The sequence below is a fragment of the Streptomyces sp. NPDC107654 genome, assembly GCF_055639035.1.
The window spans coordinates 17159-43804 of the sequence record NZ_JBVKBI010000028.1 but is presented as its reverse complement, the minus strand read 5'-3'; the positions used below and the strand labels follow the sequence as shown (position 1 = coordinate 43804).

Here is a 26646-nt window from a genome sequence, read left to right as displayed (position 1 = left end):
GCTAGGTCCTGGGTCTGACAACAGGGGCTCACCTCAGTCCGCTTCGGCCTGGGCGGCCGACACCGGCCTCGTGGAACCCGGCCACGAGGGCGGTGGCGACTTCATCCGGTACGTTCATGTGGTGCCGGTGTCGCGTGACGTCGGCCGCCGTCACGCGGGTTCGTGACGAGGCCGGGAGCGTTGCCGGTGGGGTCCGCGCCCTGTGTCCTGCCGAGCTCCGGGTGGGGCCCCGGCCGGTCATCCGGTTGGCCAGCGCGTAGAAGGGCCGCCCGCGTGCGCCAGACCGTTCCCGGTGTACCTGGCGGGCCCCTCGGCTGCAACCCGTGGTGAGCGGCGCCTGGTGACGGCACCGGCAGCGGGGGCGACCGTACCGTTTGCCATCGGTCTCGCGGGGTTTCGACCCTAGAATCGGGCCATGGGAAGGACCGTCCGCGCCAGCCGGGTGATAGCGGCCCCACCGGCGACCGTCTACGGCGCCCTCCTCGACCGGGACGCGCTGGAGATCTGGCTGCCGCCGGCTGGTATGCGCGGGCGGGTCGCACGATGGGACCCCCGGCCTGGTGGCGGGTTCCGAATGGTCCTCACCTACCTCCACCCCACCGACAGCCCGGGCAAGACGTCGGACGCGACGGATGTCGTCGACGTCGAGTTCGCCGAGCTGGTGCCGGCGGAGCGCGTGGTGCAGCGGGCGGTGTTCGAGGCGGACGACCCGTCGTACACGGGCACCATGACGATGACCTGGCACCTCACTGCCGCCGGTGAGGGAACCGAGGTGACGGTCACCGCCACGGGCGTGCCATCCGGAATCGACCAAGCGGTCCACGAGGCCGGGATCGCGTCCTCGCTGGCCCACCTGGCGTCCTACGTCGAAGCAGCCGACTGACTCGGTCCCGCCTGCGTCCATGCGTCGTCACCCGCACCCGCGCCGCCTCCTGCACCATGCCGCCCAGTGAGCCGCCGCCGGCACACCCACCCGACAGCCGGGTGGACGCAGTGCCAAACACCTGTGGACTTTCCGCCAGCGACGCGCGGCCGCCTGACCGGCAGGCTGAAGGTGACGCCGGTACGGGGGTTCGGCGTCGAACCGACCGGTACACGGATCGACCCGGGTCATCGCCCGGTACGGGCATCGGTGACGAGGAACGGTGAGGGGGCCGGCTTGGCACCCTCCAGCACGAGGACGGCGACGCGGTGCGGGCGGGAGGCCGGCATGGCACGGAGGCTACGTGGGTGCCTGCCTCCGCTCTCCGGGCGCAGCCACTGCACCACCGGGTTCCGTCTCCTCGGTGGTGCGCCGCCTTTGGGGCGACGGAGCGTGTCGTTCGTAGCGCGGCTGGTTCCCACGCGCTCCGGCGCCGAGGTGCCCTAGAGTCACCGCATGCGGCGAAGGACTGGACTGGCGGTGGTGGGGGTCGCGGCCCTGGCCTGGGGCGAGTGGTTGAACTGGCGTTGGTCCCGGGCCCTCGTGGGGCACGGTGGGGGCGCTTCCGAGGCCGTGGTGGTGTTGGGGTACCGCAATCCCCAGACGACGGCGAACCTGATCAACCGCTGGCGAGTCCGTGCTGGAATCCGTTCCATCGCCGCTGACGGTGCGCACGAGACCCGCGTGATCTTCAGCGGCGGTGCGATCGGCAGCGGCGCGTCGGAGGCCCGGCTGATGGCCGACTACGCGAAGACGGCGCTCGGGTTCGACGGCACGGTGCTTCTCGAAGACCAGAGCGCCACGACGTGGGAGAACATCACCAACGTGATCCCGCTGCTTGAAGACGCGGACCGCATCAAGATCGCCTCCCAGCCGGCTCACGCACTCAAGGCCCGTGCGTACCTGTGGCGGCAGCGCCCCGATCTCGCGGAGAGGCTGGTGCGCGCGGATGACTACCGCCCGGGCGAGTGGACGGCCGTCAAACCGCTGCTGGCTCTGTACGGCCTCTGGACACTGCGCGGGCTCAAGGCCGACGAACGGAAGGTCTCGTCGTAGGCGACCGCAGGGGGCTTGGCGGCACGCATGGAGGTGACCCGAGCCTACGCCTGCAGCGGACGCCGATCCGGGAGCGAGGCCACGGCCACCGGCCGGCCTGGCTTCCGGGTGGCGGCGTCTCGTCAGTGGTGGCTGGTGCTCCGACCGGGAAGGCTCGCCGGGATGTGGGTGGCCGCGGTCGGATGTCTCGACGGGCCGTCCGACTGCCGGGGGGTGTGGTGGCTGAGCCTGTCCGTGTGCGCAGGTCGACCGACCAGGAGGGAAGGAACCGCAGCAGATCGTGCCCGGGGACAGCACCGGTTCGGTGCGCGACCGGCGGGCGATGATGCTGCCGGCCTCGGCGGCCGGAAACCGGGTACCGGCGCCGGCGCCGGCGGAACGATAACGCCCGCCATCCCGACGTGCCGGCCGTCCAGCGGCGCGAGCGCGCCCGCGTCCGTAGGGAGAAGGGCATCCGCTGGGGCGGGACCAGCGACGCGCTCCGCCCGTCGGCCCGGCGAACCTTTCCGGCCACAGCACTAGGCGAGCCAGAGCGAGCCGCGCCGATGACGTGCCGGCGGTATGTCCACCGCTTCCGCTGCATCGAGTGCGAGCTCGTCGGCGCTGGTGTTCACCAGCCTCAGGAGGGTTCCCACTCGGGCTCGTAGCCGCTGTCGTGCCCGGCGTTCCTCCAGTGCGGACCACTCGCCGACGGAGCGGTCCCGCTGGTGCCGAGGGAACGCGTAGACGGCCACCGCGCGGCGGACCAGGCGGGGTTGGGGCCTTCTGGAGCTCCGTGCCGCATCGGTGAAGTCGGCCGCGCTGTACCGGAGGTCGTAGAGAACCGCCGCATGCCAAGGCCTTCCTGATGGGAAGTCGTCTGCACTCCGGCTGTGTGAAGGAGGAAGATGGTGAGCGGTGCGTGCCACGGAACTCCGATCGCAGCTGGCGCCAGGTATCTCCTGGCCGGTTACCTGACCCTCTGTGCCCTGTCGAGTCGAGCGGGGTCGCGACGTGCCGGGGCGAGCCGCGTCACGCACCGTCGGTGTCCAGACGCTGCGCTGATTCGAGCAGGTGCGTCGGCAGCTTCGTACTGGCCGCGAGCACCTCGATTCCGATCACGCGTCCCCGTTCGTCGAAGTCGAGGTTGATCATGCCGTCGACCTGTACCGGATCACAGGGGTACATGTGCGCCACCGAAGGGCGGGCTTGTGGACCGGTGAAGTACACAGAGGCGGCATCCGCTGTCTCGTCGTAGGTGACGTCGACATCGGCCATGGCCGGCGGGCTCCTTCGATGTGGTGGCAGGCAGGAACGGATTTGACGATGCCGGTGACGCGGTTGGCGCCGCAACGGGTTTGTGTGGAGGGCGCAAGGAGGGCACAGGCCGCAGGGTCGAGGACGGGGGCAGAACCGCTGTCCGCGGGTGATTACCGTACGTAGCGTCCTACCGCGCCCGTCATCCTCCGCGTCCCCGTTCCTCACGAGCGGTTCGCTGGTGTGGGCGAAGCGACCCCTGCTGTTATTCAATGAGGTGTGCGGTCAGGGATCTCGGGGGCCCGGTCGCACGGGTCCGAGTACGGCCCCGGCGGTGCGCCGGGGATTGCTGAGAGAGCCGCATGGACTCCACACCCTCCCCCTCGTCCTCCTCGGCGTTCGACCTGGTCAGCAGCGCCCTGGGACGGTACATCCCGCGCGGCGGAGCGGCGGCGGACGCCGGTTCCGGCGACGTGGAGGGCGACCGCACGACGCGCCGACGCGTACCGGAGGACCCGGCGGCCGGCCGGCAGGAGCAGATTCTGGGCGCGGTCAACCTGGACAGGGATCTGGTCGTCACCCGCTGCAATCTGGACGCGCCCGTGTTCGCGGGCCTGGACGCCGTCGTCGGGCGGCCGTTCGTCGATGTCCTGCCGCCGGGGGACGTACCCACGGTCACCCGGCGGTTGCGGCAGGTCGCGGAGACGGGGGAGGCGCACGTCGCCCGGATCCAACGTCTGCGCCGCCGCGACAGGTCGGAGCTGGTGGTCTCGATGAGCATCCTGCCCGCCGCGGCACCCGAGGAGGGCCTGACCATCTCCCTGATCGCGATGGCCAGGAGGCTGCACCTGTACGCCGCCGAGACCGCGATCGGCACCTCGCTGGACATCGGCGACACCGCGCAGTCGCTGGCGGAGTCCCTGCTGGCCTGGGGAGACGTCGCAGCCGTCGACCTCGACTTCGCGGTGTGGACGGGGGAGGGAGTCAGCGGCCAGACGAAGGGACGCATCCGGCTGCGGCGGGCGGCTCTGGTGCCGGACCGGGCGTGGCCCGAGGGCTACGTGACCCCGGGCGACGATCTCCCCGGCGACGCGAGCCGCCTGCTCGCACAGGCGGTGCTGCGCGACGACGCCCCGCAGACCATCGTCATACCCGACCGGGAGGCGGTCGAGCGGGTCCTCGGCAGTCCACGGGTCGTGCGGGCCCTGGTGCCCGGTGACCGGTCCGCGGGTGTGGCGTGCATACCGCTGGTCCTGGACGGCACACCGCCCGTCGTACTGGGCGTGGCGGAGGTGTGGCGGCGAGCGGACTGCCCCTTCCGTGACAGCGAGCTGCTCGACCTGCAGGAACTGGTGGCCCGGACCGCCCACCACGTCGACCTCGCCCGGCAGCACCAGCGCGAGCACACGCAGGTGCTGGCCCTGCAGCGCCGGCTCCTGCCCCGGACCGGCGGTGACACCATCGAGATCGCCAGCGTCTACCAGCCCGCCACCCCCGACAGCGCGGGCGTCGGCGGCGACTGGGTGAACAGCTTTCCGCTGCCGGACGGCCGGACCGCCCTCGTGGTCGGAGACGTGGTCGGACACGGACTGGGAGCCGCGGCGACCATGGGCCAGCTGAGCATGGAGGCCCGCGCGCTGCTCTCCGCGGGGCTGGCGCCCGACGAGGTACTGGAGCACCTGGACGAGACCGTGGCGCTTCTGGACGACGCGGAGTCCGGGCTGACGGCCGGCTACAGCGCCCTGGGGTCGACCTGCTGCATCGCCCTCTACGATCCGGTCGGCCACCACGTGACACTGGCCAGCGCCGGCCACCTCCCCCCGGTCCTGGTCTTCCCGGACGGCCACGCGGACACGCTCGCGGTCCGTCCCCACCCCGGTCTGGGCGCCGAGTTCGCGCTGCGGGAACCGTTCGACGTGCACACCTTCGGCGCACCCCCCGGTTCCCTGCTCGCCCTCTACACCGACGGTCTGGTGGAGGACCCGGACGTATCGATCGACGAGGGCATCGGGAGGCTGGCGGACGCCGTGTCCACGGTGCACCCCTGGGACGCCCTGCAGCGGGCCGCACGGCACGTCGTCTCCGTGCTGGCGCCCGCGCACCAGCGCGACGACGTGACCCTGCTGCTCGCACGGATGATCGGCTACCGCAAGGGGGACACCGCGACCTGGCGGCTGCCCGCCCGCGACGACGCCCCCGCCCGTGCCCGTGCGCAGGTCGCGGCGCTGCTACGGCGATGGCCCACCAGGGACGACACCCGCGACAACGTGCTGCTGCTGGTCAGCGAGCTGGTCACGAACGCGGTGCGCTTCGCCACCGGACCCGTCACGGTACGGCTGATCAGGGCCGGGCACGGCCTACTGTGCGAGGTGGGCGACACCGGCAACGGCAGACCGCTCCTGAGGCGGGGCGGCCTCCTCGACGACGGCGGCCGTGGCCTGCACATCGTGCACAGGCTCACGACCCGGTGGGGGGTGCGGTGGACGGACACCGGGAAGGTGGTCTGGGCCGAAATCGCACGGTGACGGCCGTGACGCGGCGCCGTGTGGCCGTGGCGCGGCGCCGTGTGGCCGTGGCGCGGCGCCGTGTGGCCGTGGCGCGGCGCCGTGTGGCCGTGGCGCGGCGACGCGCGGCGATGACGCGGCGCCGTGCGGGACCGCGCCGGCGTGCGCTGCCCCCTACTTCAGCCACTCCCCTTCCAAGGCGGTGGCGGTGAGGCCCGGTGCCGCCGCGTACAGGACGGCCCGGTCGCCGGGCTTCTGCCTCCCGGCGTCGTACGCCCGCCGCAGGATGTCGAACACGGCGGCGCCCCCGCGGTTGCCGGTGGTGTAGCTGTCCCGGCTGTAGTCCAGCAGTCCCGCCGGCCACGCGTCGGGCATCGTCTGTTCCATGTACTCCAGCACCCGGGTCCCCCCGGGGTGCGCGAGCAGCACGTCGGGGTGCCAGGAGTCGGGGCTGTCCTGGTAGCGGGCGCGCAGCCACTCCCACATCGCGGTGACCGTCTCCTGCACGGCGCGCGGCCCGCGCCGGTCCATCACGAAGTGGGCCCCGTCCTCCCGTGTCTCCAGGCGGTGCAGGTCCTGGGTGCCGGGCAGGGTGTGGTGCCAGGCGGCGTCCAGCCGCAGCACCGACTCGCGCCTCGGACGACCGGTGACGACCGCGGCGACCGCGGTGTCCGCGAACAGCAGCCGGACGATCAGGGACTCGAGGGTGTCGTCCGCGGGCTGGTAGGTCGTGCTCAGCGCCTCCGCGATGACGACCAGGACCACCCGGTCGGGGTCCGCCGCCACGAGGTCCGCCGCCAGCGCCAGGGAGCGGGTCCCCGCGATACAGGCCCACTGCGTGGCCGGCAGCAGCATCACGTCGTCACGGAGCTGAAGCTTGTTGGTCAGGGCTATGTCCAGGCCGGGCAGCGCCGGGGTGGTGGAGTGACTGGTGATCAGGCAGTCGACGTCCGCGGTGTCCAGCCCGGCTGCCTGCAGGGCCCCGCGTGCCGCACGCTCCCCGTACGACTGCACGGCCTCCCAGGCCGGTGCGGTGCGCTCCTGTACGGTCTGCGGCGCGGGTATGGTCTCCAGAGCGGCGATCACGCGTTCCACGTCGTGCTGGGTGAACCCGCCGCGCGCCAGCGCCTCTTGGGCGGGCTCGACGCCGATGGTCCGCAGACCACTGCCGTTGCCGCGCGCGACGGCGGCCTCCAGCGGCAGCATCCAGCCGCGGGTCTCGATGCCGGTACTGGCCGCGATGCTGTCGATCCGCGGCGCCCACGCCGCGTGCGGATGGCGGTCGCGTACCTCCGTCACGATCTGGCTGGTCTTCACGGTGTGCTCGCCGTGTATGACGGCAGGAGGGCAGACGTAAGCGGCCATAATGGGGCACCTTTTCGGGGACCTGAGACGGGTGAGGGGGAGGAACGTCACGAGTGCTGTGTCATGGGTCACTTCGGAACTGCGAACCCAAGGCGACGCCGATTAGCCCCTTTTGGGAGTCGGTATCCGTTTCGAGCATGGGCGATAAAAGGACATTTCCGCTGTGACGCAGGCAACGTATGCGCCCTTGGGATGCGTGACACGGGACACAGTGCTGGTGAGCCCTCAGAGGGTTCCGCAGGTCCTTGGGGAGGCGGCCGATGCCGGCCTGGTGACCGGGAGACGCCGGCCGCTTGTGCTGACGACACCGCCACGACCGTGGGCCGGCGCGCGCGTGGGGGAGGGTCGGAGGGCGGGCACCGGCGGTACTCCGGTGGTCGTGGCCGGACCCGAAGCGGGTGACGCTTCACCGGGGCCTGCCGCCGGTACCCGTGGAGACGTGGCGACGTGGATACGATCAGCCGCGGTCCTGTACGGCCATCTCCGCGAGCAGGGACCAGTCCTCCTGCGGAAGCGTCATGTTGACGATGCGTGGCGTCTCGGCGAGGTGCGGCGGCAACGTCTGTTGCGCCGTGCGGAAATGGGCGGAGCGGACGTGCGCAGCACCCGCCTGCTCGTCGCGGAAGGCCTCGACGAGTACGTACTCGGTCGAATCGTCGACGCTGCGGGACCAGTCGAACCACAGGCAGCCCGGTTCGGCGCGTGTCGCCTCGGTGAACGCGGCCGCGATCTGCGGCCATTGGTCGGCATGCTCCGGCAGTACCCGGAACTTCGCGGTGATGAAGATCATTCAAACTCCTCGACGGGCTTCGTTCTGCGTGCGTCCATGGTCTGTGCGGTCCCTCGCCGTCGATGCGGTCGACGCGCCGAGGACGCGCGGCAGCGGTCCCGGGGAGCGGGGAGGTGTCACCTGGACGCGAGGGCGGCCGGGCTCGGTCCGTGCGGCCACGTCACCCGTACGGCGGTCCGCTCGATGTGGTGGTGGTCGGCCCGGTGGTGGGTCAGTCCGGTGGTGGGTCGTCCCGGCGGCTGCGCACTCGGCCACCACGAACCGTCGGCACCGGCATGGTGACAGCGGCCCGTCCGCGCAGGACGCGCATTCCGGCAGCCGACGCCCGCGGGTTGCCGCCGACGCACAAGCCGGGACCGGACGCACCAGCCGGGATCGGATGCGTGAGCCGGGACCGGATGCGTGAGCCGGGACCGGACGCACGAGCCCGACCTGGACGTACGAGCCGGGACCGTCGAACTGGCCGAGACCGAATCAGTCAGGACGAATCAGTCAGGACGAATCAGTCAGGGCGAATCAACGAGGGCGAATCAGCAAGGGCGAATCAGCCGAGGCCGAACCTGTCGGAGTGGAACCTGACGAACCGAATCAGTCGAGGTCGAACTGGTCGAGGTCGAACTGGTCGAGAAGGAAGTCGACCGGGGCGAGCCGCGGTGCGGCGGAAGTGCCGTCCGGGAGGGGCTGTTCCGCCCAGATGACCTTGCCGCGGGTCGTGTACCGCGTCCCCCATCGCTGAGCGAACTGTGCCACCAGGAACAGCCCCCGCCCGCCTTCGTCCGTGGTCGCCGCCCTCCGCAGGCGCGGCAAGGTGCCGCTGCCGTCCGAGACCTCGCAGATCAGACAGCGTCCGCGCAGCAGCCGCACGCCCACCGGCGGCGAGCCGTACCGGATCGCGTTCGTGACCAGTTCGCTGACGATCAGTTCCGTGGCGAACCCGGTCTCCTCCAATCCCCACCGCCGCAACGTCTCCCTGCAACGAGCCCGCACCGAGGGGACCAGCGCCGGGTCCGGCGGCACCTCCCACTCGGCCACCCGCGAGGGCGGGAACGTCCGGGTGCGTGCCGTGAGCAGCGCGATGTCGTCGGAGGAGTGCGACGGCTTCAGCGCGTCGATCACCGCCTGACACGTCTCCTCCGGGGTGCGGCTCCCGGACCCGTCCAACGCCCGGCGCAGCCTCTCCAGCCCCACGTCGATGTCCTGGGTGCGGTCCTCGACCAGGCCGTCGGTGTACAGCACCAGTTGTGAACCCTGCGGGAGGGTCAGCTCGGTCGTCTCGAACGGGTAGCCGCCCAGACCGAGGGGTGCCGAGGCGGGCACCCCGGCGCAGGTGACCGTCCCGTCCGGGCGCACCACGACGGGTTCCGGGTGTCCCGCACGGGCCATGGTGCAGACCCCCGCCACCGGGTCGTAGACCGCGTAGAGGCAGGTCGCCCCGGTCACGCCCTCGCCCTCGTGGTCCTCCGCCGCGGCACCCGTGTGCTCCTCGTCGTCCATGCGGACGACCAGGTCGTCCAGGTTGCCGAGCACCTCGTCCACGGGCAGGTCCAGGACGGCGAAGTTGTGCACCGCGGTGCGCAGACGGCCCATCGTCGCCGCCGCGTGCAGGCCGCGCCCGACGACGTCGCCCATCACCAGGGCCACGCGCGCCCCCGGGAGCGGGATGACGTCGAACCAGTCCCCGCCCACACCCGCCTCCGCCGGCAGGTACCGCCAGGCCACCTCCAGCGCGTCCTGCTCCGGCTGCCCCCGGGGCAGCAGACTGCGCTGCAGTGTCACCGCCATCGCGTGTTCCCGGGTGAACCTCCGGGCGTTGTCGATGGCCACCGCCGCCCGTACGGCCAGTTCCTCCGCGAAGGCGAGGTCCTCGGGCTCGAACGCCGGTGAGTCCGCCGTGCGGTAGAAGTTCACCACGCCCAGTGCCACGTTCCGCGCCCGCAGCGGGACGGCCACCAGCGACCGCAGCCCGCACTCCAGGGCCGTACGGGAGCGCTCGGGATCCTGTTCGCGCCAGCCGTGCGCCTGCCGCAGATCCGGCTCCAGCACGCCCCGCCCCTCCTGCAGCGTGCGCAGCTGCGGGCTCCGGGCCGAGAAAGTGATCACTTCGCCCGGCGGGTACACCGGCACCATCCGCTGGGCACCGCCGATGGCCACCCGGCGCAGCTGCCGCCAGCCCTCAGCGGTCGGCTCCCACCCGCGCAGCACCGCGGCGAGCAGATCCACCGTCACCAGGTCGGCGAACTGCGGCGCCGCCACCTCGGCCAGCTCCTGGGCCGTACGCCCCACGTCCAGCGTCGTACCGATCCCCACCCCGGCCTCGTACAGCAGCTTCAGCCGCTCCCGTGCGACCTCGGCCCGTCCCGAGACCGCCGCCAGTTCCGTGGTGTCCCGCAGGGTCACCACGCTGCCTCCGCGGTCGGACCGCGGGTACGTCGGCCGCTTGTTCACCGCCAGCAGCCGGTCCCCTGCCCGGTGCACCTCGTCGGTGACCGCCTCCGGCGACGACAGCAGGCGCAAGACCGGATCCGGCAGCCCCAGCTCCCGCACCGGGCGCCCCCGCACGTCCTGCGGCAGCCCGAGCAGTCGCGTCGCCTCGGGGTTCGCGAGCAGCAGTCGTCCGTCGGCACCGGTGATCAGCACCCCCTCACGCACCGCGTGCAGGACCGCGTCGTGGTGCTCGTACAACTGCGCCAGCTCCACCGGGGACAAGCCGTGCGTGTGCCGTCGCAGCCGTTGGGACACCAGTGTCGTTCCCGCCACGGTGAGCGCCAGCGCGACCGCGCCACTGCCGAGGATGATCGGCAGCTGCGGCAGCCACAGCGCCGACACGTTCCTGACCGTGAGCCCGGCGGAGACGAGGCCCACCACCTTGCCACGCGAGTCCGTCACCGGGACGACGGCCTGCACGTTCGTCCCCCTGCCCGCGGGCAGAGGGGGTCCGCCGGCCTGCTCGACGACGGTACGGCCGTTCAGCGCCGGTCCGATGGTGCCGACGAACTTCTTGCCGATCTCCCGCGGATAGGGGTACGTGTAGCGAATGCCTGTCGTGCTCATAGCAACGATGAAATCCATGCCCGTGCGCTTGCGCGCCTCCTCGGCCCGCGGCTGGAGCACCGCCGACGGATCCCGGCTCCGCAGGGCCGCGGCCGTGCCGGGGGCGCTCGCGAACGACTGGGCCGCGACGACCGACGCCCGTCGCCCCTCCTGGAGAGCGTCACGCGCCGCCTGGAGCACCATGCCCACCGCCGCGGCCACGACCAGCAGGACCACGATGACGACCTGGAGCAGGAACACCTGACCGGCCGCACTGCGCAGGTTCAGCAGGGAAGCGCGGCGTGCACGCGGGCGCCCGGCGGGCGGATGACGTTCCGGGCCCCCAAAGTGCCCGGAAAATAGCTCCATACACCCTTGATAACACCACTGCGGGCAGCCGGCGCCGGCGGACCCGGCGGATGGTCGATGCGCTCGGACGCAGGCACTTCCACGGAACGCAGACCGTTATGCCCCGATAAGATACTTCTGTGATCAGGACCGGACGGCCTAGGCGTCACCGCCCTCCCTACGGTGGCCGACGCGAGCCCGTGATGCTGTCCCCCGTGCTCCTCACCGTCGTGATCTCCGCCCTGGCCTTCGCCACCCCCCGGGAGATCGCCTTCAGCCGTCTCCTGCCCGTCGCACCCGCCATCGCGGCCGCGATGTGGCCCGTGGTCCCGACGATCCTGCTGGGGGCGTTCTGCCTGCTGGTCATGATCGGGCTCAGCCTCGTCTACACCGACCTGGGAACCCCGTACACGGCGGCCGCGATCGCCGCGGTCACCCTGGCGGCCGCCTATACGAGTCATGTCCGGCTCCAGCGAGAGGAGGCCCTCTTCCAGATCCGGCTCGTCGCCGACGCCGCCCAGCAGGTGCTGCTGCGCCCCCTGCCGCCCAGGGTCCAGCACGTCGAGATCGAGTCGCTGTATCTGGCCGCTCAGGAGCAGGCCCGCATCGGGGGCGACTTCTACGAGGTGGCCGACACGCCCTACGGGGTCCGGCTGCTCATCGGCGACGTGCGCGGTAAGGGCCTGTCCGCGGTGGGGGCCGCCTCGGCGGTGATCAACTGTTTCCGGGAGAGCGCGTACGACCAGCCCGACCTCAGGGGCATCATCCATCGCCTGGAGACCAGCATCGGCCGCTACAGCGTCGCGCTGCTGGACCCCGATCAGCCCGAGCACTTCGCCACCGCCCTGATCGCCGAGATCCAGTACGGGGGAGGACAGGTGCGGATCCTCAACTGCGGACACCCCCCGCCGCTGCTCATGCGGAGCGGAGAGATCCGCGTCCTCGAACCCACCGTCCCCTCGCCGCCCCTCAACCTGGCAGCGCTCCTCGGAGAGGACTACAACATCGACACCGTCGCCTTCGCCTCGGGCGACCAGATGCTGCTCTACACCGACGGAGTGACGGAGACCCGGGACCGTAGCGGCACGTTCTTTCCGCTGCCCGAGTGGGTCCGGCAGCTCGGCCCGGCGGCGCCCCGCGAGCTGCTGGACCGACTCCACCGGGACCTGCTCCACTACAGCGGCGGAAGGCTCGACGACGACATCGCGGCTGTCGCCGTCCGCTGCGGACAGGCCGGGGCGAAACAGGACTTCGCGTAGCCCGCCGGAGGCCGGCGTGCCTGTCCGGACGGCCGGCCGCCCTCCCGGGGCGCGTGCCGGTCCGGCTCCCTGTCCCTGATGTCCGGTGTTCGCGTGCTTCGTGACGCCCGGTGTTCGCCCGTGTCAACGACGCGTGACCTGCCGCCCTCCGGGTTCGTCCGCCCGCCGCGCCGCTAGGAGATGGCCAGCTCGGCCCAGATGGTCTTCCCCGACGCCGTGTAGCGCGTGCCCCACCGCTGGGACATCTGGGCGACGAGGAAGAGACCGCGGCCTCCCTCGTCGTCCCGGCGCGCTCGCCGCAGATGGGGTGCGGTGTGCGCGTTGTCGGAGACCTCGCACAGCAGGCAGCGGTCCCTGATCAGCCGCAGCATGACGGGCCCGGAGGCGTACCGGATGCTGTTGGTGACCAGCTCGCTCACCACGAGGGCCGCGCTGAACGACAGTTCCGCCAGGCCCCAGTCCGCCAGTTGGCGTTCGGTGTCCGTGCGGGCCCGCGCCACCATGGCCGGGTCGGGCGGCAGCTCCAGGTCCGCCACATGGTCGGCGCCGAGCCGCCGGGTGCGGACGAGCAGCAGCGTGGCATCGTCGGGCTGTGGGCCGGGCGGCCGGGCCGACAGGGCGCGGTCGCACAGTTCCTCCAGCGGGCATCGCTGCCAGGTGAGTACGTGGGCCAGACGGTCGATGCCGCTGTCGATGTCGGTGTGCCGGTCCTCCACGACCCCGTCGGTGAAGAACGCCACGACGCTGCCACCGGGCAGACTCAGCTCGACGTTCTCGTAGGGCAGGCCGCCCAGCCCCAGGGGCGGCCCCGGCGCCAGCGCGGACAGGGCCACCGAGCCGCTCGCGTCGGCCACGATCGGCGGGGGATGGCCCGCGCTCGCCCAGACGCACCGCCCGCCGACCGGGTCGTAGATCGCGTACAGACACGTCACCCCGAGCGTCTCGTCACCGAGCCCGTCGTCGGCATCGGGCTCCGAGTCCTGCGCGACCAGGCCGTCCAGCCGGGTGAGCAGCTCGGCCGGGTCCAGGTCCAGCAGGGCCAGCGTCCGTACGGTGGCGCGCAGCCGGCCCATGGTCGCGGCCGCGTGCACCCCGTGGCCCACCACGTCGCCGACGGTCAGGCCCACTCGGGCGCCGGACAGCGGGATCAGGTCGAACCAGTCACCGCCCACCCCCACACGGCTGTCGGCGGGCAGGTAGCGGTACGCCACGTCGACGGCGCTCTGCTCGGGCAGGTGCTGCGGCAGCAGGCTTCGCTGCAGCACCAGGGCCGCCGCGTGCTGGCTGGTGTACCGGCGGGCGTTGTCGATGCCGACGGCGGCTCGCTCGGCCAGTTCCACGGCGAGTGTCTGCTCCTCGGGCCCGAAGCGGTCGGGGTTGCTGCTGCGCCGGAAGGTGGCGAGGCCCAGGACCGCGTTGCGGGTGAGCAGCGGGACGAAGAGGGAGGAGTGCGAGGACTGCGAGGACCCAGGGGCGTGCAGGGACTGCGCGGCGGTCGGGTCCGCTCCGGCCGGCGTCCCGGGCGGGGAGGCGTCGACGACGGGGCGGTTGGAGGCCAGACTCTGCGCCTGTGGTGACGAGGGCGGGTAGGAGACGGGACTGGTCCGGAACTCCTCCGGTGTCCGGCCGTGCATCCGCAGCAGACTGTGCCCCGGCGCGGAGCCCGTGGGCGGCTGCCGCCCCTCGATGACCGCCGGCGCCAGGTCCACCAGCACCTCGTCGGCCAGCTGCGGTACCGCCACGTCCGCGAGCTCCGCGGCTGTGCGCCGCACGTCCAGCGAGGCGCCGATGCGCTTCCCCGCCCGTACGAGCAGCGACAGCCGCTCCTGGGCCCGGTAGCGCTCGGTGATGTCGAGGGACTCCTCGAAGAGCCCCAGCAGCTCCCCCCGGGCGTCGACCAGGCGGTGGTACGAGCAGGACCAGACGTGCTCGCGCCCCGGGTCGGCGGGGGCACGCCCGCGATAGTGCATGCCCATGATCGGTTCCCCCGTCGTCAGCACGTGCTCCATGATCTGGTCCTCGTCCGGAGGGTGGTGGCGGGAGATGAACTCGCCCTCGGGGAAGAGGTCCGCGGCCGGCCGGCCGACGTACTGGGCGATCCCCGCCAGCTCCAGATCGGTGGAGACGTTCCCCCAGACGACGCGCATGTCGGTGTCGAAGATCGTGAGGCCCACGGCGGACTCGGTCGCCAGCCCCTGGAGCATCGCCAGCTGCGCCTCCCAGCCGCGCAGCGCCGTCAGGTCGGCCGCGACCACGACGGTCGCGGCGGCGCCCCGGTGCGCGAGCGGGCTGAACGTCACGGCCGCGCGCAGGGTGCGGCCGTCCCGGCAGCAGAGGTCGAGGACCGTGCTGCGGGGCCGGTGCGCCTTGCACAGCTTGCAGAGGGTGGACAGGCGTTGCTCGGGGGTGGGCGCCAGCAGCCGGGCGGCCGACTCCCCGAGCACGTCCTCGGGGGAATGCCCCAGGAGGCGCCGTGCGGAGGATCCCCAACCGCACACCCGGCCTTCGGCGTCCAGTACCGCGGTGGCGGCCTTGGAGAGGTCCAGGGGGCTGTGGAAGTCGACGTTGGCGGCATTCGGAAAACGATCCATGGCACCGCTTCCCTTCGTGCCCCCTCAGGATCCCGTGCCGCAGGACGGACGACAACCGCACCCGTGATCAGGACAGGCCAGGTGGTAGGCGCGGGTCCGGTGGCCGGCGCAGGCCGGTAGCCCCCAGAGGAGTCGTCCGATGGGTGAGCCGCGTCGCATCGGAGCGGGGAGGCTTGCTATGCAACGAGTTGCATAGAATGATCGTCGTCATGGCGCTCGAACACGCGATCCTCGTGTCGCTTCTGGAGAAGCCAGGCTCCGGCTATGAGCTGGCCCGGCGCTTCGAGCGGTCCATCGGCTACTTCTGGACCGCCACCCACCAGCAGATCTACCGCGTGCTCAAGCGCATGGAGAACGACGGCTGGGTCGACGTCCGGGACGTCCCGCAGCAGGGCCGGCCGGACAAGAGGGAGTACTCCGTCGCCGACCTCGGCCGAGCCGCGCTGACGTCCTGGTTGCACGATCCGACCGAGCCGGAGAGCGTCCGCCACGACCTGGCCGTGAAGATCCGGGGCGCCGCCTTCGACGAGGACCCGTCCGCCCTGATCCACGAGGTGGAACGGCACCGGCAGGCGCACCGGAACCGGTTGGCGCACTACCTCGCGGGCCAGGAGCGGGACTTCACGGCGCCCGAGGCCGCCGGCGGGACCGGCCCCGGGGCGCCGCCCGACGCGGAGCGGGAGCTGCAGCACGTCGTGCTGCGCGGCGGTATCGCGTACGAGCGGATGATGATCGACTGGCTGGACGACGTGCTGGCCACGCTGGCCCGGTTCGGCCCGGCCCGCTGATCACCGCCGCACCTGCCGCCGTACTCCCGACCCGGCCCCCGGCACCGCCCCGCCCGGCCGCCGGCACCGATCCGCCCGGCCATGCCCCACCCGGCACCGATGTGCCGGCCTCGACCCGCCCGGACCCGCCTCGGCCGGTCCAGCCGTCCCACCCCGATCCGATCCCACCCCCGTCCACCAGCCGAAAGGCGTCATCCCCATGGCCGACCAGCTGCTGTTCAACCCGCGCACCTACGACCCCGAGCACTTCGACCCCGAGACGCGCCGCTTGCTGCGGGCCACCGTCGACTGGTTCGAGGAGCGTGGGAAGCGGCGGTTGATCGAGGACTACCGCACCCGCGCGTGGCTCGGTGACTTCCTCGCCTTCGCGGCGAAGGAGAACCTGTTCGCCACCTTCCTGACACCGTCGTCCGCCGCGGGGGAGGGGGAACCGGACAAGCGGTGGGACACCGCCCGCATCGCCGCGCTCAACGAGATCCTGGGGTTCTACGGCCTCGACTACTGGTACGCCTGGCAGGTCACCATCCTCGGACTCGGCCCGGTCTGGCAGAGCGACAACGCCGCCGCCCGCGCCCGCGCCGCCGAACTCCTCGACCAGGGGGAGGTGTTCGCGTTCGGCCTGTCCGAGAAGGCGCACGGCGCCGACATCTACTCCACCGACATGCTGCTCGAACCCGACGGCGACGGCGGCTTCCGGGCCACCGGCTCCAAGTACTACATAGGCAACGGCAACGCCGCCGGACTCGTCTCCGTCTTCGGCCGCCGTACCGACGTCGAGGGCCCCGACGGTTACGTCTTCTTCGCCGCCGACAGCCGCCACCCGGCCTACCACCTGGTCAAGAACGTCGTCGACTCCTCGAAGTTCGTCAGCGAGTTCCGCCTGGAGGACTATCCCGTAGCGGCCGAGGACGTCCTGCACACCGGCCGTGCCGCCTTCGACGCCGCTCTCAACACGGTCAACGTGGGCAAGTTCAACCTGTGCACCGCCTCGATCGGCATCTGCGAGCACGCGATGTACGAGGCCGTCACCCACGCCCACAACCGCATCCTCTACGGCCGCCCCGTGACGAGCTTCCCGCACGTGCGGCGCGAGCTGACCGACGCGTACGTCAGGCTCGTCGGCATGAAGTTCTTCAGCGACCGCGCTGTGGACTACTTCCGGTCCGCCGGCCCGGACGACCGCCGCTACCTGCTCTTCAACCCGATGACGAAGATGAAGGTGACCACGGAGGGCGAGAAGGTCATCGACCTGATGTGGGACGTCATCGCGGCCAAGGGCTTCGAGAAGGACAACTACTTCGGCCAGGCCGCCGTGGAGATCCGCGGCCTGCCGAAGCTGGAGGGCACGGTCCACGTCAACCTGGCGCTGATCCTGAAGTTCATGCGCAGCCACCTCCTCGACCCGGTCGAGTACCCCGGCGTCCCCACCCGTCTCGACGCGGCCGACGACGACTTCCTGTTCCGGCAGGGACCGGCGCGCGGCCTCGGCGCGGTGCGCTTCCACGACTGGCGGCCCGCCTTCGACGCGTACGCGCACCTGCCCAACGTGAGCCGCTTCCGTGAACAGGCCGACGCCCTCTGCGCGTTCGTCGCCACGGCCGCTCCCGATGCGGAGCAGAGCCGCGACCTCGACCTCGTCCTCGCGGTCGGCCGGCTCTTCGCCCTGGTCGTGCACGGGCAGCTCATCCTGGAGCAGGTCGCCCTGACCGGACTCGACGAGGACGTGCTCGACGAACTCTTCGCCGTCCTCGTCCGGGACTTCTCCACGCACGCCGTCGAACTGCACGGCAAGGACTCGGCGACCGGACAGCAGCAGGAATGGGCGTTGGGTTCGATCCGACGGCCGGTCGTCGACGAGGCACGCACCGAGCGGGTCTGGCGGCTGGTCGAGGCGCTGTCCGGCGCGTACGAGATGGCGCCGTAGACACGCCGTACCCATCCAAGGAGCACCTCACGGGGGCCGGGCCGCACGGGCCCGGCCCCCGGCCGTTCCGAGCCCTGCGTCTCAGCGGAAGTCCGCCCCTTGCGGGCCGAGGTCTCTGCCGCTGGTCACCTGGCCCGTCCGCAGTATGAGGGCACAGCGAAAGGACGCCACGACGGCTCCCGCCATCGCGTACTGACCCATGCCTGACACGAAGCCCGCCCTCGACGACTTTGCCGCAGCGTTACCTACCCCACATGTCGGCCGAGGATTGAGCACTCGTTCGATCCGTCCCGTTGACCCCGGTAGCTGCTGACCGCTGCCCGGCTCGGGTCACCCCTTGCCGTCCGTCAACTCGTCAACGGAGAACGGCCGCTTCATGGACTACTGCGTTCCGTGCGACCGCACGCTCAACGGCGCCGTCACCTGCCCCGAGTGCGGGGCGTACGACTCCGGCATGGCACAGCCGAGCGAGAGCGGAGACGGTGCTCCGGTCGTCGACGTGGCAGTGCCGCACGTCCGCTTCGACGGGGAACCGGGCTTCTCCGAGGCCACCCCTCCCGGCCCGCCGACTCCGCCGCAGGATCTGCCGGCAGACGGGTACGACCGCCCGTCCCGGCTGAGGAAATACGCCGTCCACTCCGTCGTCGCGGTCGCCTTCACCATCCTCGGTGGCGTGACCACCGCCTCGGTGCTGCTCCAGTCGACAGCCCCGCGAGCAGCCTCACCTCCCGAGTCCTTCTCCGCGGAGCCCGAGGTTCCCGTCACGGACTCCCCGGCTTCACCGGAGCGGCCCACCCATCCGGCGCGAAGCGGCGTCCGAAACCGGAACGGTGACGGGAACCGGCGCCCTGGACCGACCCCACCTCGCGACGAACGACCGGTGCCCTCGCCGTCCGCCGCCACCACCACCACCATTACGCCGCCACCAGCGAAGAAGGCGCCCACTCCCCGTCCCTCCAACAGCCGCCGTCCCAGCCCGCCCGCGCGAACGGCAGCCCCCTCCCCGCGGCCCTCCGCCAGCCCTACGGGCGGCGTCAGCCCCTCTCCCACCAGAAGCGGTTCACCGAGCTCGTCGCCTTCACCCGTCCGCTGACCACTGACCCCGCTTGCTCGTGCTCAGGGCCGCCCGTGTCCGGGCGACGGGCGCACGGGGCGTGGCAGGGGCTGACGCCAGTCGCCCAGTGTCGTCCGGAGGAACTGGCGGGCGAGAAGACGTATGTCGTCCCACGCCGGATCTGTGGCCAGGGCGTCCGCCCACAGGCCGACACGGCAAGCGGCGTCGGTCTCGTCCAGGCGCCGGCTGATGGCCCGGACCTCGCGAAGGCCCGCGTGATCGAAGGCTCCGCGTTCCGCGAGGCCTTCGGAGACGCGGCACAGCAACTGCACCTCTTCTACGACGGACTCCGCCTCCAGCTCACCCTCCGTCAGCCAGGCGAGCTGATCCGGGAGGTCGGCCGCGAGGAGGGCCGTGAAGCGCAGCGTCCAGGTGCGCAGGTGCGCGTCGCCGAGATGGTTCATGCAAGCAGGATCGCACCCAGCCCAGGCACAGAGCAGCGTGCCGGAAATCTTGTCCGATCAAGTACTGGGGATGGGGGGCTCAACGGTGATCATTACGTCTCAGCGTGAGGCATATTTCCTAGCCCGGCCGGAGTCGACGCCTCCTTCGTGGCGTAGATCACACAGACTTCCGGGAAGGTCGTCGGCTAGTTTCCTGTTCGGACAAGTAACGACGCTGCAGCTACCGCGCGTCCGTTGGCACCCACTTCCTCCCACCGAAAGAGATCACGATGTCGAAGGCATTCGAGCCGTACGAGCTGGGCGGGAAGCGCCTGGCCAACCGACTGGTGATGGCGCCGATGACCCGTAGTCGCGCCTACGGCCCCGGCCAGAGCCCCACGCCGTTGATGGCGGACTACTACGCGCAGCGGGCCTCCGCAGGGCTCATCGTCACCGAGGGCGTCCAGCCCTCCAGGGTCGGTCAGGGCTATCCCGACACCCCCGGCATCCACACCGCCGGGCAGGTCGCGGCCTGGCGGCAGGTGACCGACGCGGTGCATGCCCAGGGGGGCGTGATCCACCTGCAGATCATGCACACCGGACGGGTCGGCCACCCCGCGCTGACGGGCCTGCAGCCGGTCGGCCCCTCCGCCGTCGCGGCCGCCGGGCAGGTGTACACCCACCAAGGCCCCCAGGACTTCGTCACCCCGCACGAACCGACCGACGCCGAGATCCGCGCCACCATCGCCGACTACGTCACCGCCGCCCGCAACGCCGTCCAGGCCGGCTTCGACGGCGTCGAGCTGCACGGAGCCAACGGGTACCTCATCCACCAGTTCCTCGCCCCGAACAGCAACCGGCGCACCGACGCATGGGGTGGCAGCCCGGACCAGCGCATCCGCTTCGCCGTGGAGACCACCAAGGCCGTCGCCGAAGCCATCGGCGCGGACAAGGTCGGCTTCCGCCTCTCCCCGGGCAATCCCTACAACGACATCGACGAGTCCGACACCGCCGACCTGGAGGCCACCTACACCGCGCTGGTCGAGGCCCTCGCCCCGCTGAACCTCGCCTACCTGCACCAGCTGGAGGCCCCGGGCGTACGCGACCTGACGCTCCGGCTGCGCAAGGCCTGGCCGACGACCTTCATCCTCAACCCCTTCACCGGCCGGGAACCCACCGGACCGGCCGAGCTGGAACTCCTCGAGAACGGCACCGCCGACCTGCTCGCGTACGGCGCCCTCTTCCTCGCCAACCCCGACCTGCCCGCCCGCCTCGCCCGGGGCGGCCCGTTCAACACCCCCGACCCCGCCACCTTCTACGGCGGCGACGAGAAGGGCTACACCGACTACCCCACGCTGGAGGAGGCTGACGCCTGACCGTTCGGCGACAGACCCGAGCCCGCCGGGCAGGCCGCGCCTGAGCAGCGCATATCCTGCCCTCAGGATGCGGCCGAGGGGCGCACGCGGCAGTCGGTCCCCCGTCGGCTGCCGCGGTCGGCCCGGGCAGGGACGGCCACGCGGGAGAGAGCGGAAGACGCCCATGGAAACCGAGGCAACGCCCCAGGTCCCCGAGACCGGCGAACTGCCCGAGGCCGCACGCCGCGGGCCCATCAGCCACGCGATCTTCCGGGTGGCCCGACTGCACCGCATGCTTGCCGGCCAGCTGCTGCGCGAGGTCGGACTGCACCCGGCCCAGGAGCTGGTCATGATGCAACTGTGGGACCGCGGCCGGATGCGACAGACCGACCTCGCCCGGCACGTCGGCGCCGACGCGGCCACCATGACCCGCACCATCCAGCGCCTGGAGAAGGCGGGCTTCGTGCGCCGCGTGCGCTCCACCAGCGACAAACGCTCCGTCCTGGTCGAACCCACGACCGCCAGCCAGGCCCTGCGCCAACAGGTCGAAGACCTCTGGGGCCGCCTTGAGGGCTATGCCGCCGGCGACCTCACCGACGCCGAACGCGGCGAGAGCCTCGCCGTCCTCGAACGCCTCGAAACCAACCTCGCTGCCTCCGCCAGGGAGGCCGACCCGCCCGCACGCCCCGGCGAACCCGACGCACCCAACGCCTGACCGTGCGACCGGTGGGCGAACAGGCGCACCGCGTACAGCACGAGCCGGGTGCGTCACGCGGCACATCCAGCGCCGCGCACCGCGCGAAGCGAGGGCGACCGCCGGAGCCGGTGACCGTGTTCGACGTGGGCACCGCTCACGGCCGGGCGATCCGAAAGCGCCTCGTGCGAGCCGCGCAGGCTGCCGGCTGACGCTGGGGACCGCACCGACTCGGGCCGGGTGGAGGGACGTTGACCCCGGACACGTAAAGTCGACTACCGACCAGTCGCCTCACATGACGGAGGAAACATCCATGTCCAAGGTCCCGTTCGGCTCCCTGGCCGCCGCGATCGCGGCGCTCGGGACGGTACTCGGTGTCTTTGCGCTCCAACTACGCGCAACCGGATACCAGCAGTACGTCGAATCAGTGGCCAACTTCAGCGTCGTGATGTACGTGACCGCGGCTCTGATCGTGGTGACGTGGATCCGTGACGGTCGGCCGTACTCGAACTGAGTGTTCGGCGACAAGGGTGGCGGGCGCGGAGCCGGTGCCTCGGCGCCCGCCACCCTCGTCCGGCTCGCCACCTCGAACAGATCGTGGGGGCGAGGGAGCCGTGGGTGGTTCCCGTTCGTGGTGCAGCCGGCCGGCGAGTACGGGGTGGAGATCCTCGACCTGATCAGGCACGGGCTGGCCGACCTCGCTGTCCCAGGCTCGGCCCGGCGCAGGCTCTACGGGGAGTTCATCACGCGCGACCCGCTCTTCTTCGCGCGTACGGAGCGACGAGTGGTGAGCTACTGGTCGCGTTACCACCGTGGGCAGTACCCGGTGTTCGGGACGTACCCGGGGGCCGCGCTCATGGAGGAGTTCCGGGCCGCCGCGTCGGAACGGTCGGGCGCGCCGTGGCTGCGCAACACGCCCCCTCCGTCGGCGGGTTCGGCCGCCGGGCTTGCCTGAGCGGTAGTGGCCGTCCCCGTCCGCCCAGGGTCTGCTGACGGCCGGGACTGACCGCGCACGCCCACCGGTGCGCAGTGTTCCGTCCCGGATCGCCTCCTCTCAGCGCCGGACTTCCCCGGCTCCGAGGGTATGGAGGAGACCGTCCGCGGTGAGGGCGACAGCAGGCTTCCACGCCCTTCCGGAGGCTGATCACGAGGGCGTACTCTCCTTGCCGCGCACAAGATCTTCACACCGGGTCAGGGGGAGACCGCATGCAGCACCGTTCCACACCGCTCGCGACGACTCTGGGGGCGGCGGCCCTGCTGTCGACGGCCGTCGCGTGGGGCGCGGCGACGATCCGGAGCGACACCGGCCCGCGCCTCGACATAGTCGTGCCCCTGGTCCTTGCCTCGCTGTTCGCGCTGGGCTGGTTGCTGGCCTCCCGGTCGGCCCCGCTCGCGGAACCCTTGCCGGCGACCGCGCCTGTCCGGAAGACGGCACCCGGCAAGCTGGGAGCGGTGCGCCGGGACTGGGGGCTCATCGCAGCGGCCTACCTCACCGTGTGGGCACCCAACGTGGCCGCCTGCGCCGCCAACGAGGGCCGCGAGTCGCTGCTGGGTGACCTGCTCGTCGTGCTCACGTTCATCCTCGGTGCCGCGCTGTCCCTGTGCAGTCTCTCCCTGTTCCAGAGCTACCTCGATCCCGCGCAGCGCATGCTCAGGGAAGACGCCGCCGCGGGCAGCGTGCACGCGGTTCGGGTCCGGTTCGGTACCCCGGTGCGGGAGACGTACCGGTACCCGACAGGGAAGGGCGTCGGCCGGATCGGCGTCAGGTCTTCGTACTACATCGAGCTGGTCCCCGAGGGCGAGTCCGACGGTCTTGGGACCGTCCGGCTCCGTACGACGCACGCCGGCCACAGCGTCATCGTCAGCGAGAAGCACCTCACCCATGCCGCTGCCCGGCTCGTGGGCCACGGCGGCTGGTTGTGCTGGCCCACCCGGTGGCGCGACATCGCGGGCACGGAGAAGGAGCGCAAGGTCGCCGCCGCGTTCGTCTCCGACTCCGGCCATGTGGTCTGGGGCGTGACGCACGAGGAGGACTACACGCCCTACCTGCGCCAGGGTGCCGCCCCGGTGTGCGCGACCGATCCCGCGCTGACTGCCACTCCGCTTCCCCGGCCCTCCCGGTACTTCCCGAAGGTGCACGGCTGGCACCTGGGTGTCGCGGCGGTCGGTGCCCTCCTCGCCCTGCCGTTCCTGCTGGACGTCGTCCCGTACTGGGCCGGCCTGCTGCTGAGCGTGTTCTCCGGGGCGCTGGGGCTCTTCGCGGGGATGACGTTGGACGGGGTGGGCGTCGACCAGGAACCGTGGAGCGTACGCGAGAGACTGCACCCCGCGCTGCGGTAACGCGGCCCGGTACAGGCGGCGTTCCCCGTCGGGCGCCCCGGGGGAGTCACAACCCGCATGCGCGGCGGCGGAGTCGGTCACTCGTGACGGGACGCTCCCGCCAGGGCTGCGCCCACGCAGGAGGAGGAAAGTCACCCGTCCGGACGTCGGTGCCACCGGTGTCCCGGAAGTGCGCGGGCGCTGGTGTCGGCGGTCGATAGCGTGACCGTTGTGATGGTGGGCACTGAAGCAACCCGGTTGGTCATCCTGCGTGGCAACAGCGCCTCGGGGAAGTCGTCCGTCGCGGCCGGACTCCGCGAGAGGTTCGGCCGCGGCCTGGCCCTGGTCGGCCAGGACAACCTTCGCCGCGTCGTACTGCGTGAGCACGACCGGCCCGGAGCGGCGAACATCGGCCTGATCGACCTGACGGCCCGCTACGCCCTGGACGCCGGCTATCACGTCGTGGTCGAGGGCATCCTCCACGCCGACCGCTACGGCGACATGCTCGCCCGGCTGCGCGCCGACCACCTGGGCCCGACCCACGGCTACTACCTGGACGTACCGTTCGGTGAAACCCTCGCCCGGCATGCCACCAAGCCGATCGCGGACGAGGTCGACGAGACGCAACTACGCGACTGGTACCGACCGCTCGACCTGCTGCCCGGCGGCACCGAGACCGTCATCGGTGCCGACAGCGCCCTGCACGAGACGATCGACCGCATCATGCTCGACACCGGCCTGGCCCACCTGCCCGCACTGGACCGCTGATCAGGCACCTTGGCGACAGATGTGTCCGTGACGGCGCCGAGCCGAGCGGACCGGCGACCGCAGTGCCTGCCGCACCTGGCCTGGTCCCCAGCGGATACCACTGGAGCAGCCACCGGCTGGGAGCCGGCGTCGTGGACCTGTCATGATCTCTCCGCCATGCTGAACGTACCCCTCATGGGAGGCGCGCCGCCTCTCTATGCTGCTCTCACCGATGCCGTACGCCTGTTGTCCGAGGTTCAGAAGGTGTCCCGTGCCGATGCTCCAGCGGCGCACCGGGAACTCCGCGAGGCGCTGGCCGCCTCCCTCAGGCGTATCGACCCGGACTTCCGCCTGAAGCCGCGCATCGCCCCCGTACGGCAGGGGCCTGCCGGAGTGCTTGCCTACCTGCTCCACGAGTCGGATCGACTGGCCCAGTTGGCCAGGGTGACGTCCGAGGCCCAGGGCAGGGGTGCCGGGGAAGAGGCCGCGTGGACCTCGCTGGTGTTCATGCGCCACTCGGCACCGGAGCTCTCTCGGATCAGCCGCCGTGCCTCGCCCGAGCCCCATCAGGGCGCCAGAACCACGATCTTCGACCAGTTGCCGGGCCTGTCGCTGCGCGGACTCGTGCCTGTCGCGCTGTCGATGTCCCGTGCGACGCCCGTGCAGGCCCGCCGGGAAGTGCTGCGGAAGGCCGAGGAGTCGGGGCTGCTGACAGCCGCCGAGGAGGACCTGGCCGGATCGGCCGACGACGGGGAAACAATCGAGTACTTCATCCGTCGGACCCGGACCAAACAGCGGTGGGCGGCCCCGTTGTGGGGCGACACGGCACAGGAACAGGAGGCGTCCGTACGACCGCACGTGCTTTCCGCGACCGCCGAGCGTGCCCTCGTCGCCGAGCTGGAGAACGACGCCGCCCGGGCGGCCGGCCTGGACGTGACGCGCTTGGTCCTCCTCCGCTCGCGGTTCGAGGCCGGTGACGCCTCGCTGACCTCCGAGGACCTCCGGAACCTGTCGCACGCTGCCGTCAGGCTGGAGCAGCACGCCGCCGACACGGAGCGCGAGACCCCGCAGAGCCGTGCCGCCCACCTCGTCAACGTGCACGTGTCGATCGCCCGCGAGAACTCGGACCGCTTGACCACCGAAGTGGCGGTGGAGATTCTCGCAGCGTGCGACAAGGCGCGGCAGGCGGTCGACCTGCGAGAGGCCTCCGAGGCGGCGGCGAAGGAAGTCCGCGAGGCGTTGCCCGGCCGCAAGCTCCAGATGATGTGCGAGGTCGACTATCTGGAGCACGTACAGGATCAGGTCCGCCAGGCTCTGGACGGCATTCCGCACAGCCTCCGAAGCAAACGCAACGTGCTTCTCGACCCGCCCGTCTCCGATGCCACGGCTGACACGGCGTTGCAGCGGCTCGACGAAGTGTTCGGCGGGACATGCGTGTTGCAGCAGTTCAGCTCCGGCGGCGCCGTCATCCGCATTCCCCGTCCGAGCCGGTTCGGGATCCGCTTGCGGCGGGCCCGCACCTGCGACTGCGGCCGGCACGCGGCGCTGCGCATGCGGGAGAACGGAGGAGAGGAATGACCGTTCCCTTCCTCCAGCGGCTGAACAGACACCTGGCCGACACGGCGCAGATCGCCTGGTGTGAACGCCGTTGCGAGGGCTGCGGCTCCACGCTCGATCCGTCGGTCCTCGACGACCACTGCCGGGAGTCCTGCCGCCCCGCCGAGAGGCCCGTGGTCCCCGCGTACGTGACCAGAACACCGGCCGCCCGGATCCACAGCTTCCGACTGACGTCGGCCGCTCGCGCCCTGCCAGGAACGAATTTCGAGGACGTCGACCCGCTCGCCGTCATCGAAGCGGCCGGCTGGCGCTGCGAGCTGTGCGGCGGTGAGATACCGAGGCATGTCGACCGCTACCACCCGCAGGCGGCGAGCGTGGACCACCACCTGCCGCTGGCCCTCGGCGGTCACCACGTACGCGGCAACATGCGCGCCGCTCACCGACGCTGCAACATCAGCAAGAACGCCACACATCCCGACGATCTCACCCGCGACGAGTCGCTGTCGTCTCCCGTCGAGGCCGACGGGTGCCGGTTGACTGTCGAGGAGGAGGGGACGCGGCCGGCTCCGGCCGTGGTCCCGCAGACCGGAGCGAGCTCACGCCAAGTGCGGGGATCGCAGGGGGCCATGGAGGCCGCTGGCCCGAAACGGTGAGCAGGAGGATG

At 71.5% G+C, this 26646-nt stretch carries 20 protein-coding genes; 14 read left to right on the top strand and 6 right to left on the bottom strand.

The features are described from left to right. Positions 1-415 precede the first annotated feature (415 nt). Both ACZ7N4_RS33555 and ACZ7N4_RS33550 read left to right on the top strand, forming a co-directional pair. Positions 416-883 (top strand): SRPBCC family protein, encoded by a 468-nt coding sequence (locus ACZ7N4_RS33555; RefSeq protein WP_471366268.1) that lies wholly within the window; start codon positions 416-418, stop codon positions 881-883. 495 nt (positions 884-1378) lie between these two features. Continuing rightward, positions 1379-1978, top strand: coding sequence for a YdcF family protein (locus ACZ7N4_RS33550; RefSeq protein ID WP_471366265.1), 600 nt, complete (start codon positions 1379-1381; stop codon positions 1976-1978). A gap of 1011 nt (positions 1979-2989) precedes the next feature. Here the strand turns inward: ACZ7N4_RS33550 and ACZ7N4_RS33545 are convergent. Beyond that, complete coding sequence (locus ACZ7N4_RS33545) at positions 2990-3235, bottom strand: DUF2283 domain-containing protein (protein WP_471366262.1); 246 nt, start codon at positions 3233-3235, stop codon at positions 2990-2992. A gap of 341 nt (positions 3236-3576) precedes the next feature. Between ACZ7N4_RS33545 and ACZ7N4_RS33540 the strand changes: the two genes are divergently transcribed. Further along, a complete protein-coding gene (locus ACZ7N4_RS33540; protein WP_471366259.1) occupies positions 3577-5739 on the top strand; it encodes a SpoIIE family protein phosphatase in 2163 nt (720 codons plus the stop codon). 153 nt (positions 5740-5892) lie between these two features. Here ACZ7N4_RS33540 and ACZ7N4_RS33535 read toward each other — a convergent pair whose 3' ends face one another. From ACZ7N4_RS33535 to ACZ7N4_RS33525, 3 genes are all read right to left on the bottom strand, one after another. Next, positions 5893-7083 (bottom strand): beta-ketoacyl-[acyl-carrier-protein] synthase family protein, encoded by a 1191-nt coding sequence (locus ACZ7N4_RS33535; protein WP_471366253.1) that lies wholly within the window; start codon positions 7081-7083, stop codon positions 5893-5895. A gap of 457 nt (positions 7084-7540) precedes the next feature. Continuing rightward, entirely contained in the window at positions 7541-7873 is a 333-nt protein-coding gene (locus tag ACZ7N4_RS33530) for a putative quinol monooxygenase (RefSeq protein WP_471366249.1), read from the bottom strand. A 588-nt stretch (positions 7874-8461) separates the two neighbouring features. Next, positions 8462-11272 carry a SpoIIE family protein phosphatase gene (locus ACZ7N4_RS33525; RefSeq protein WP_471366246.1) on the bottom strand — a complete coding sequence of 937 codons (2811 nt, stop codon included), beginning with the start codon at positions 11270-11272 and terminating at the stop codon, positions 8462-8464. A 194-nt stretch (positions 11273-11466) separates the two neighbouring features. Here ACZ7N4_RS33525 and ACZ7N4_RS33520 point away from each other — a divergent pair, with 194 nt between their 5' ends. Continuing rightward, a complete protein-coding gene (locus ACZ7N4_RS33520; RefSeq protein WP_471366242.1) occupies positions 11467-12510 on the top strand; it encodes a PP2C family protein-serine/threonine phosphatase in 1044 nt (347 codons plus the stop codon). A gap of 173 nt (positions 12511-12683) precedes the next feature. Here ACZ7N4_RS33520 and ACZ7N4_RS33515 read toward each other — a convergent pair whose 3' ends face one another. After that, entirely contained in the window at positions 12684-15101 is a 2418-nt protein-coding gene (locus ACZ7N4_RS33515) for a SpoIIE family protein phosphatase (protein ID WP_471366239.1), read from the bottom strand. 209 nt (positions 15102-15310) lie between these two features. On the opposite strand from ACZ7N4_RS33515, the gene ACZ7N4_RS33510 reads away from it, so the two are divergent. Together ACZ7N4_RS33510 and ACZ7N4_RS33505 are read left to right on the top strand one after the other, a co-directional pair. After that, the gene (locus ACZ7N4_RS33510) at positions 15311-15889 is read left to right on the top strand and encodes a PadR family transcriptional regulator (RefSeq protein ID WP_471366236.1); all 579 of its coding nucleotides are present in this window, start codon (positions 15311-15313) and stop codon (positions 15887-15889) included. 199 nt (positions 15890-16088) lie between these two features. Beyond that, positions 16089-17813, top strand: a complete 1725-nt coding sequence (locus ACZ7N4_RS33505) for an acyl-CoA dehydrogenase family protein (RefSeq protein ID WP_471366233.1) — start codon at positions 16089-16091, stop codon at positions 17811-17813. Between the two features lie 1116 nt (positions 17814-18929). On the opposite strand, the gene ACZ7N4_RS33500 is transcribed toward ACZ7N4_RS33505, so the two are convergent. Next, positions 18930-19331, bottom strand: coding sequence for a hypothetical protein (locus ACZ7N4_RS33500; RefSeq protein WP_471366230.1), 402 nt, complete (start codon positions 19329-19331; stop codon positions 18930-18932). 269 nt (positions 19332-19600) lie between these two features. Between ACZ7N4_RS33500 and ACZ7N4_RS33495 the strand changes: the two genes are divergently transcribed. The 8 genes from ACZ7N4_RS33495 (at position 19601) to ACZ7N4_RS33460 (ending at position 26635) form a co-directional block, all read left to right on the top strand. Continuing rightward, positions 19601-20686 (top strand): alkene reductase, encoded by a 1086-nt coding sequence (locus ACZ7N4_RS33495; protein WP_471366227.1) that lies wholly within the window; start codon positions 19601-19603, stop codon positions 20684-20686. Positions 20687-20849: 163 nt separating this feature from the next. After that, complete coding sequence (locus tag ACZ7N4_RS33490) at positions 20850-21380, top strand: MarR family winged helix-turn-helix transcriptional regulator (RefSeq protein WP_471366222.1); 531 nt, start codon at positions 20850-20852, stop codon at positions 21378-21380. Positions 21381-21672: 292 nt separating this feature from the next. Next, positions 21673-21873 (top strand): SCO3870 family protein, encoded by a 201-nt coding sequence (locus ACZ7N4_RS33485; RefSeq protein WP_471366218.1) that lies wholly within the window; start codon positions 21673-21675, stop codon positions 21871-21873. Positions 21874-21990: 117 nt separating this feature from the next. Further along, on the top strand, positions 21991-22314 hold the full coding sequence (locus ACZ7N4_RS33480) for a hypothetical protein (RefSeq protein WP_471366214.1): 324 nt from the start codon (positions 21991-21993) through the stop codon (positions 22312-22314). A 251-nt stretch (positions 22315-22565) separates the two neighbouring features. Then, complete coding sequence (locus ACZ7N4_RS33475) at positions 22566-23699, top strand: hypothetical protein (RefSeq protein WP_471366212.1); 1134 nt, start codon at positions 22566-22568, stop codon at positions 23697-23699. A gap of 213 nt (positions 23700-23912) precedes the next feature. Beyond that, positions 23913-24446, top strand: coding sequence for a P-loop NTPase family protein (locus ACZ7N4_RS33470; RefSeq protein ID WP_471366209.1), 534 nt, complete (start codon positions 23913-23915; stop codon positions 24444-24446). 156 nt (positions 24447-24602) lie between these two features. Beyond that, positions 24603-26003 carry a hypothetical protein gene (locus ACZ7N4_RS33465; protein WP_471366206.1) on the top strand — a complete coding sequence of 467 codons (1401 nt, stop codon included), beginning with the start codon at positions 24603-24605 and terminating at the stop codon, positions 26001-26003. Continuing rightward, positions 26000-26635: an HNH endonuclease gene (locus ACZ7N4_RS33460; RefSeq protein WP_471366203.1), complete on the top strand. Its 636-nt coding sequence runs from the start codon at positions 26000-26002 to the stop codon at positions 26633-26635. The genes ACZ7N4_RS33465 and ACZ7N4_RS33460 overlap by 4 nt, the downstream gene beginning before the upstream one ends. Positions 26636-26646 lie beyond the last annotated feature (11 nt).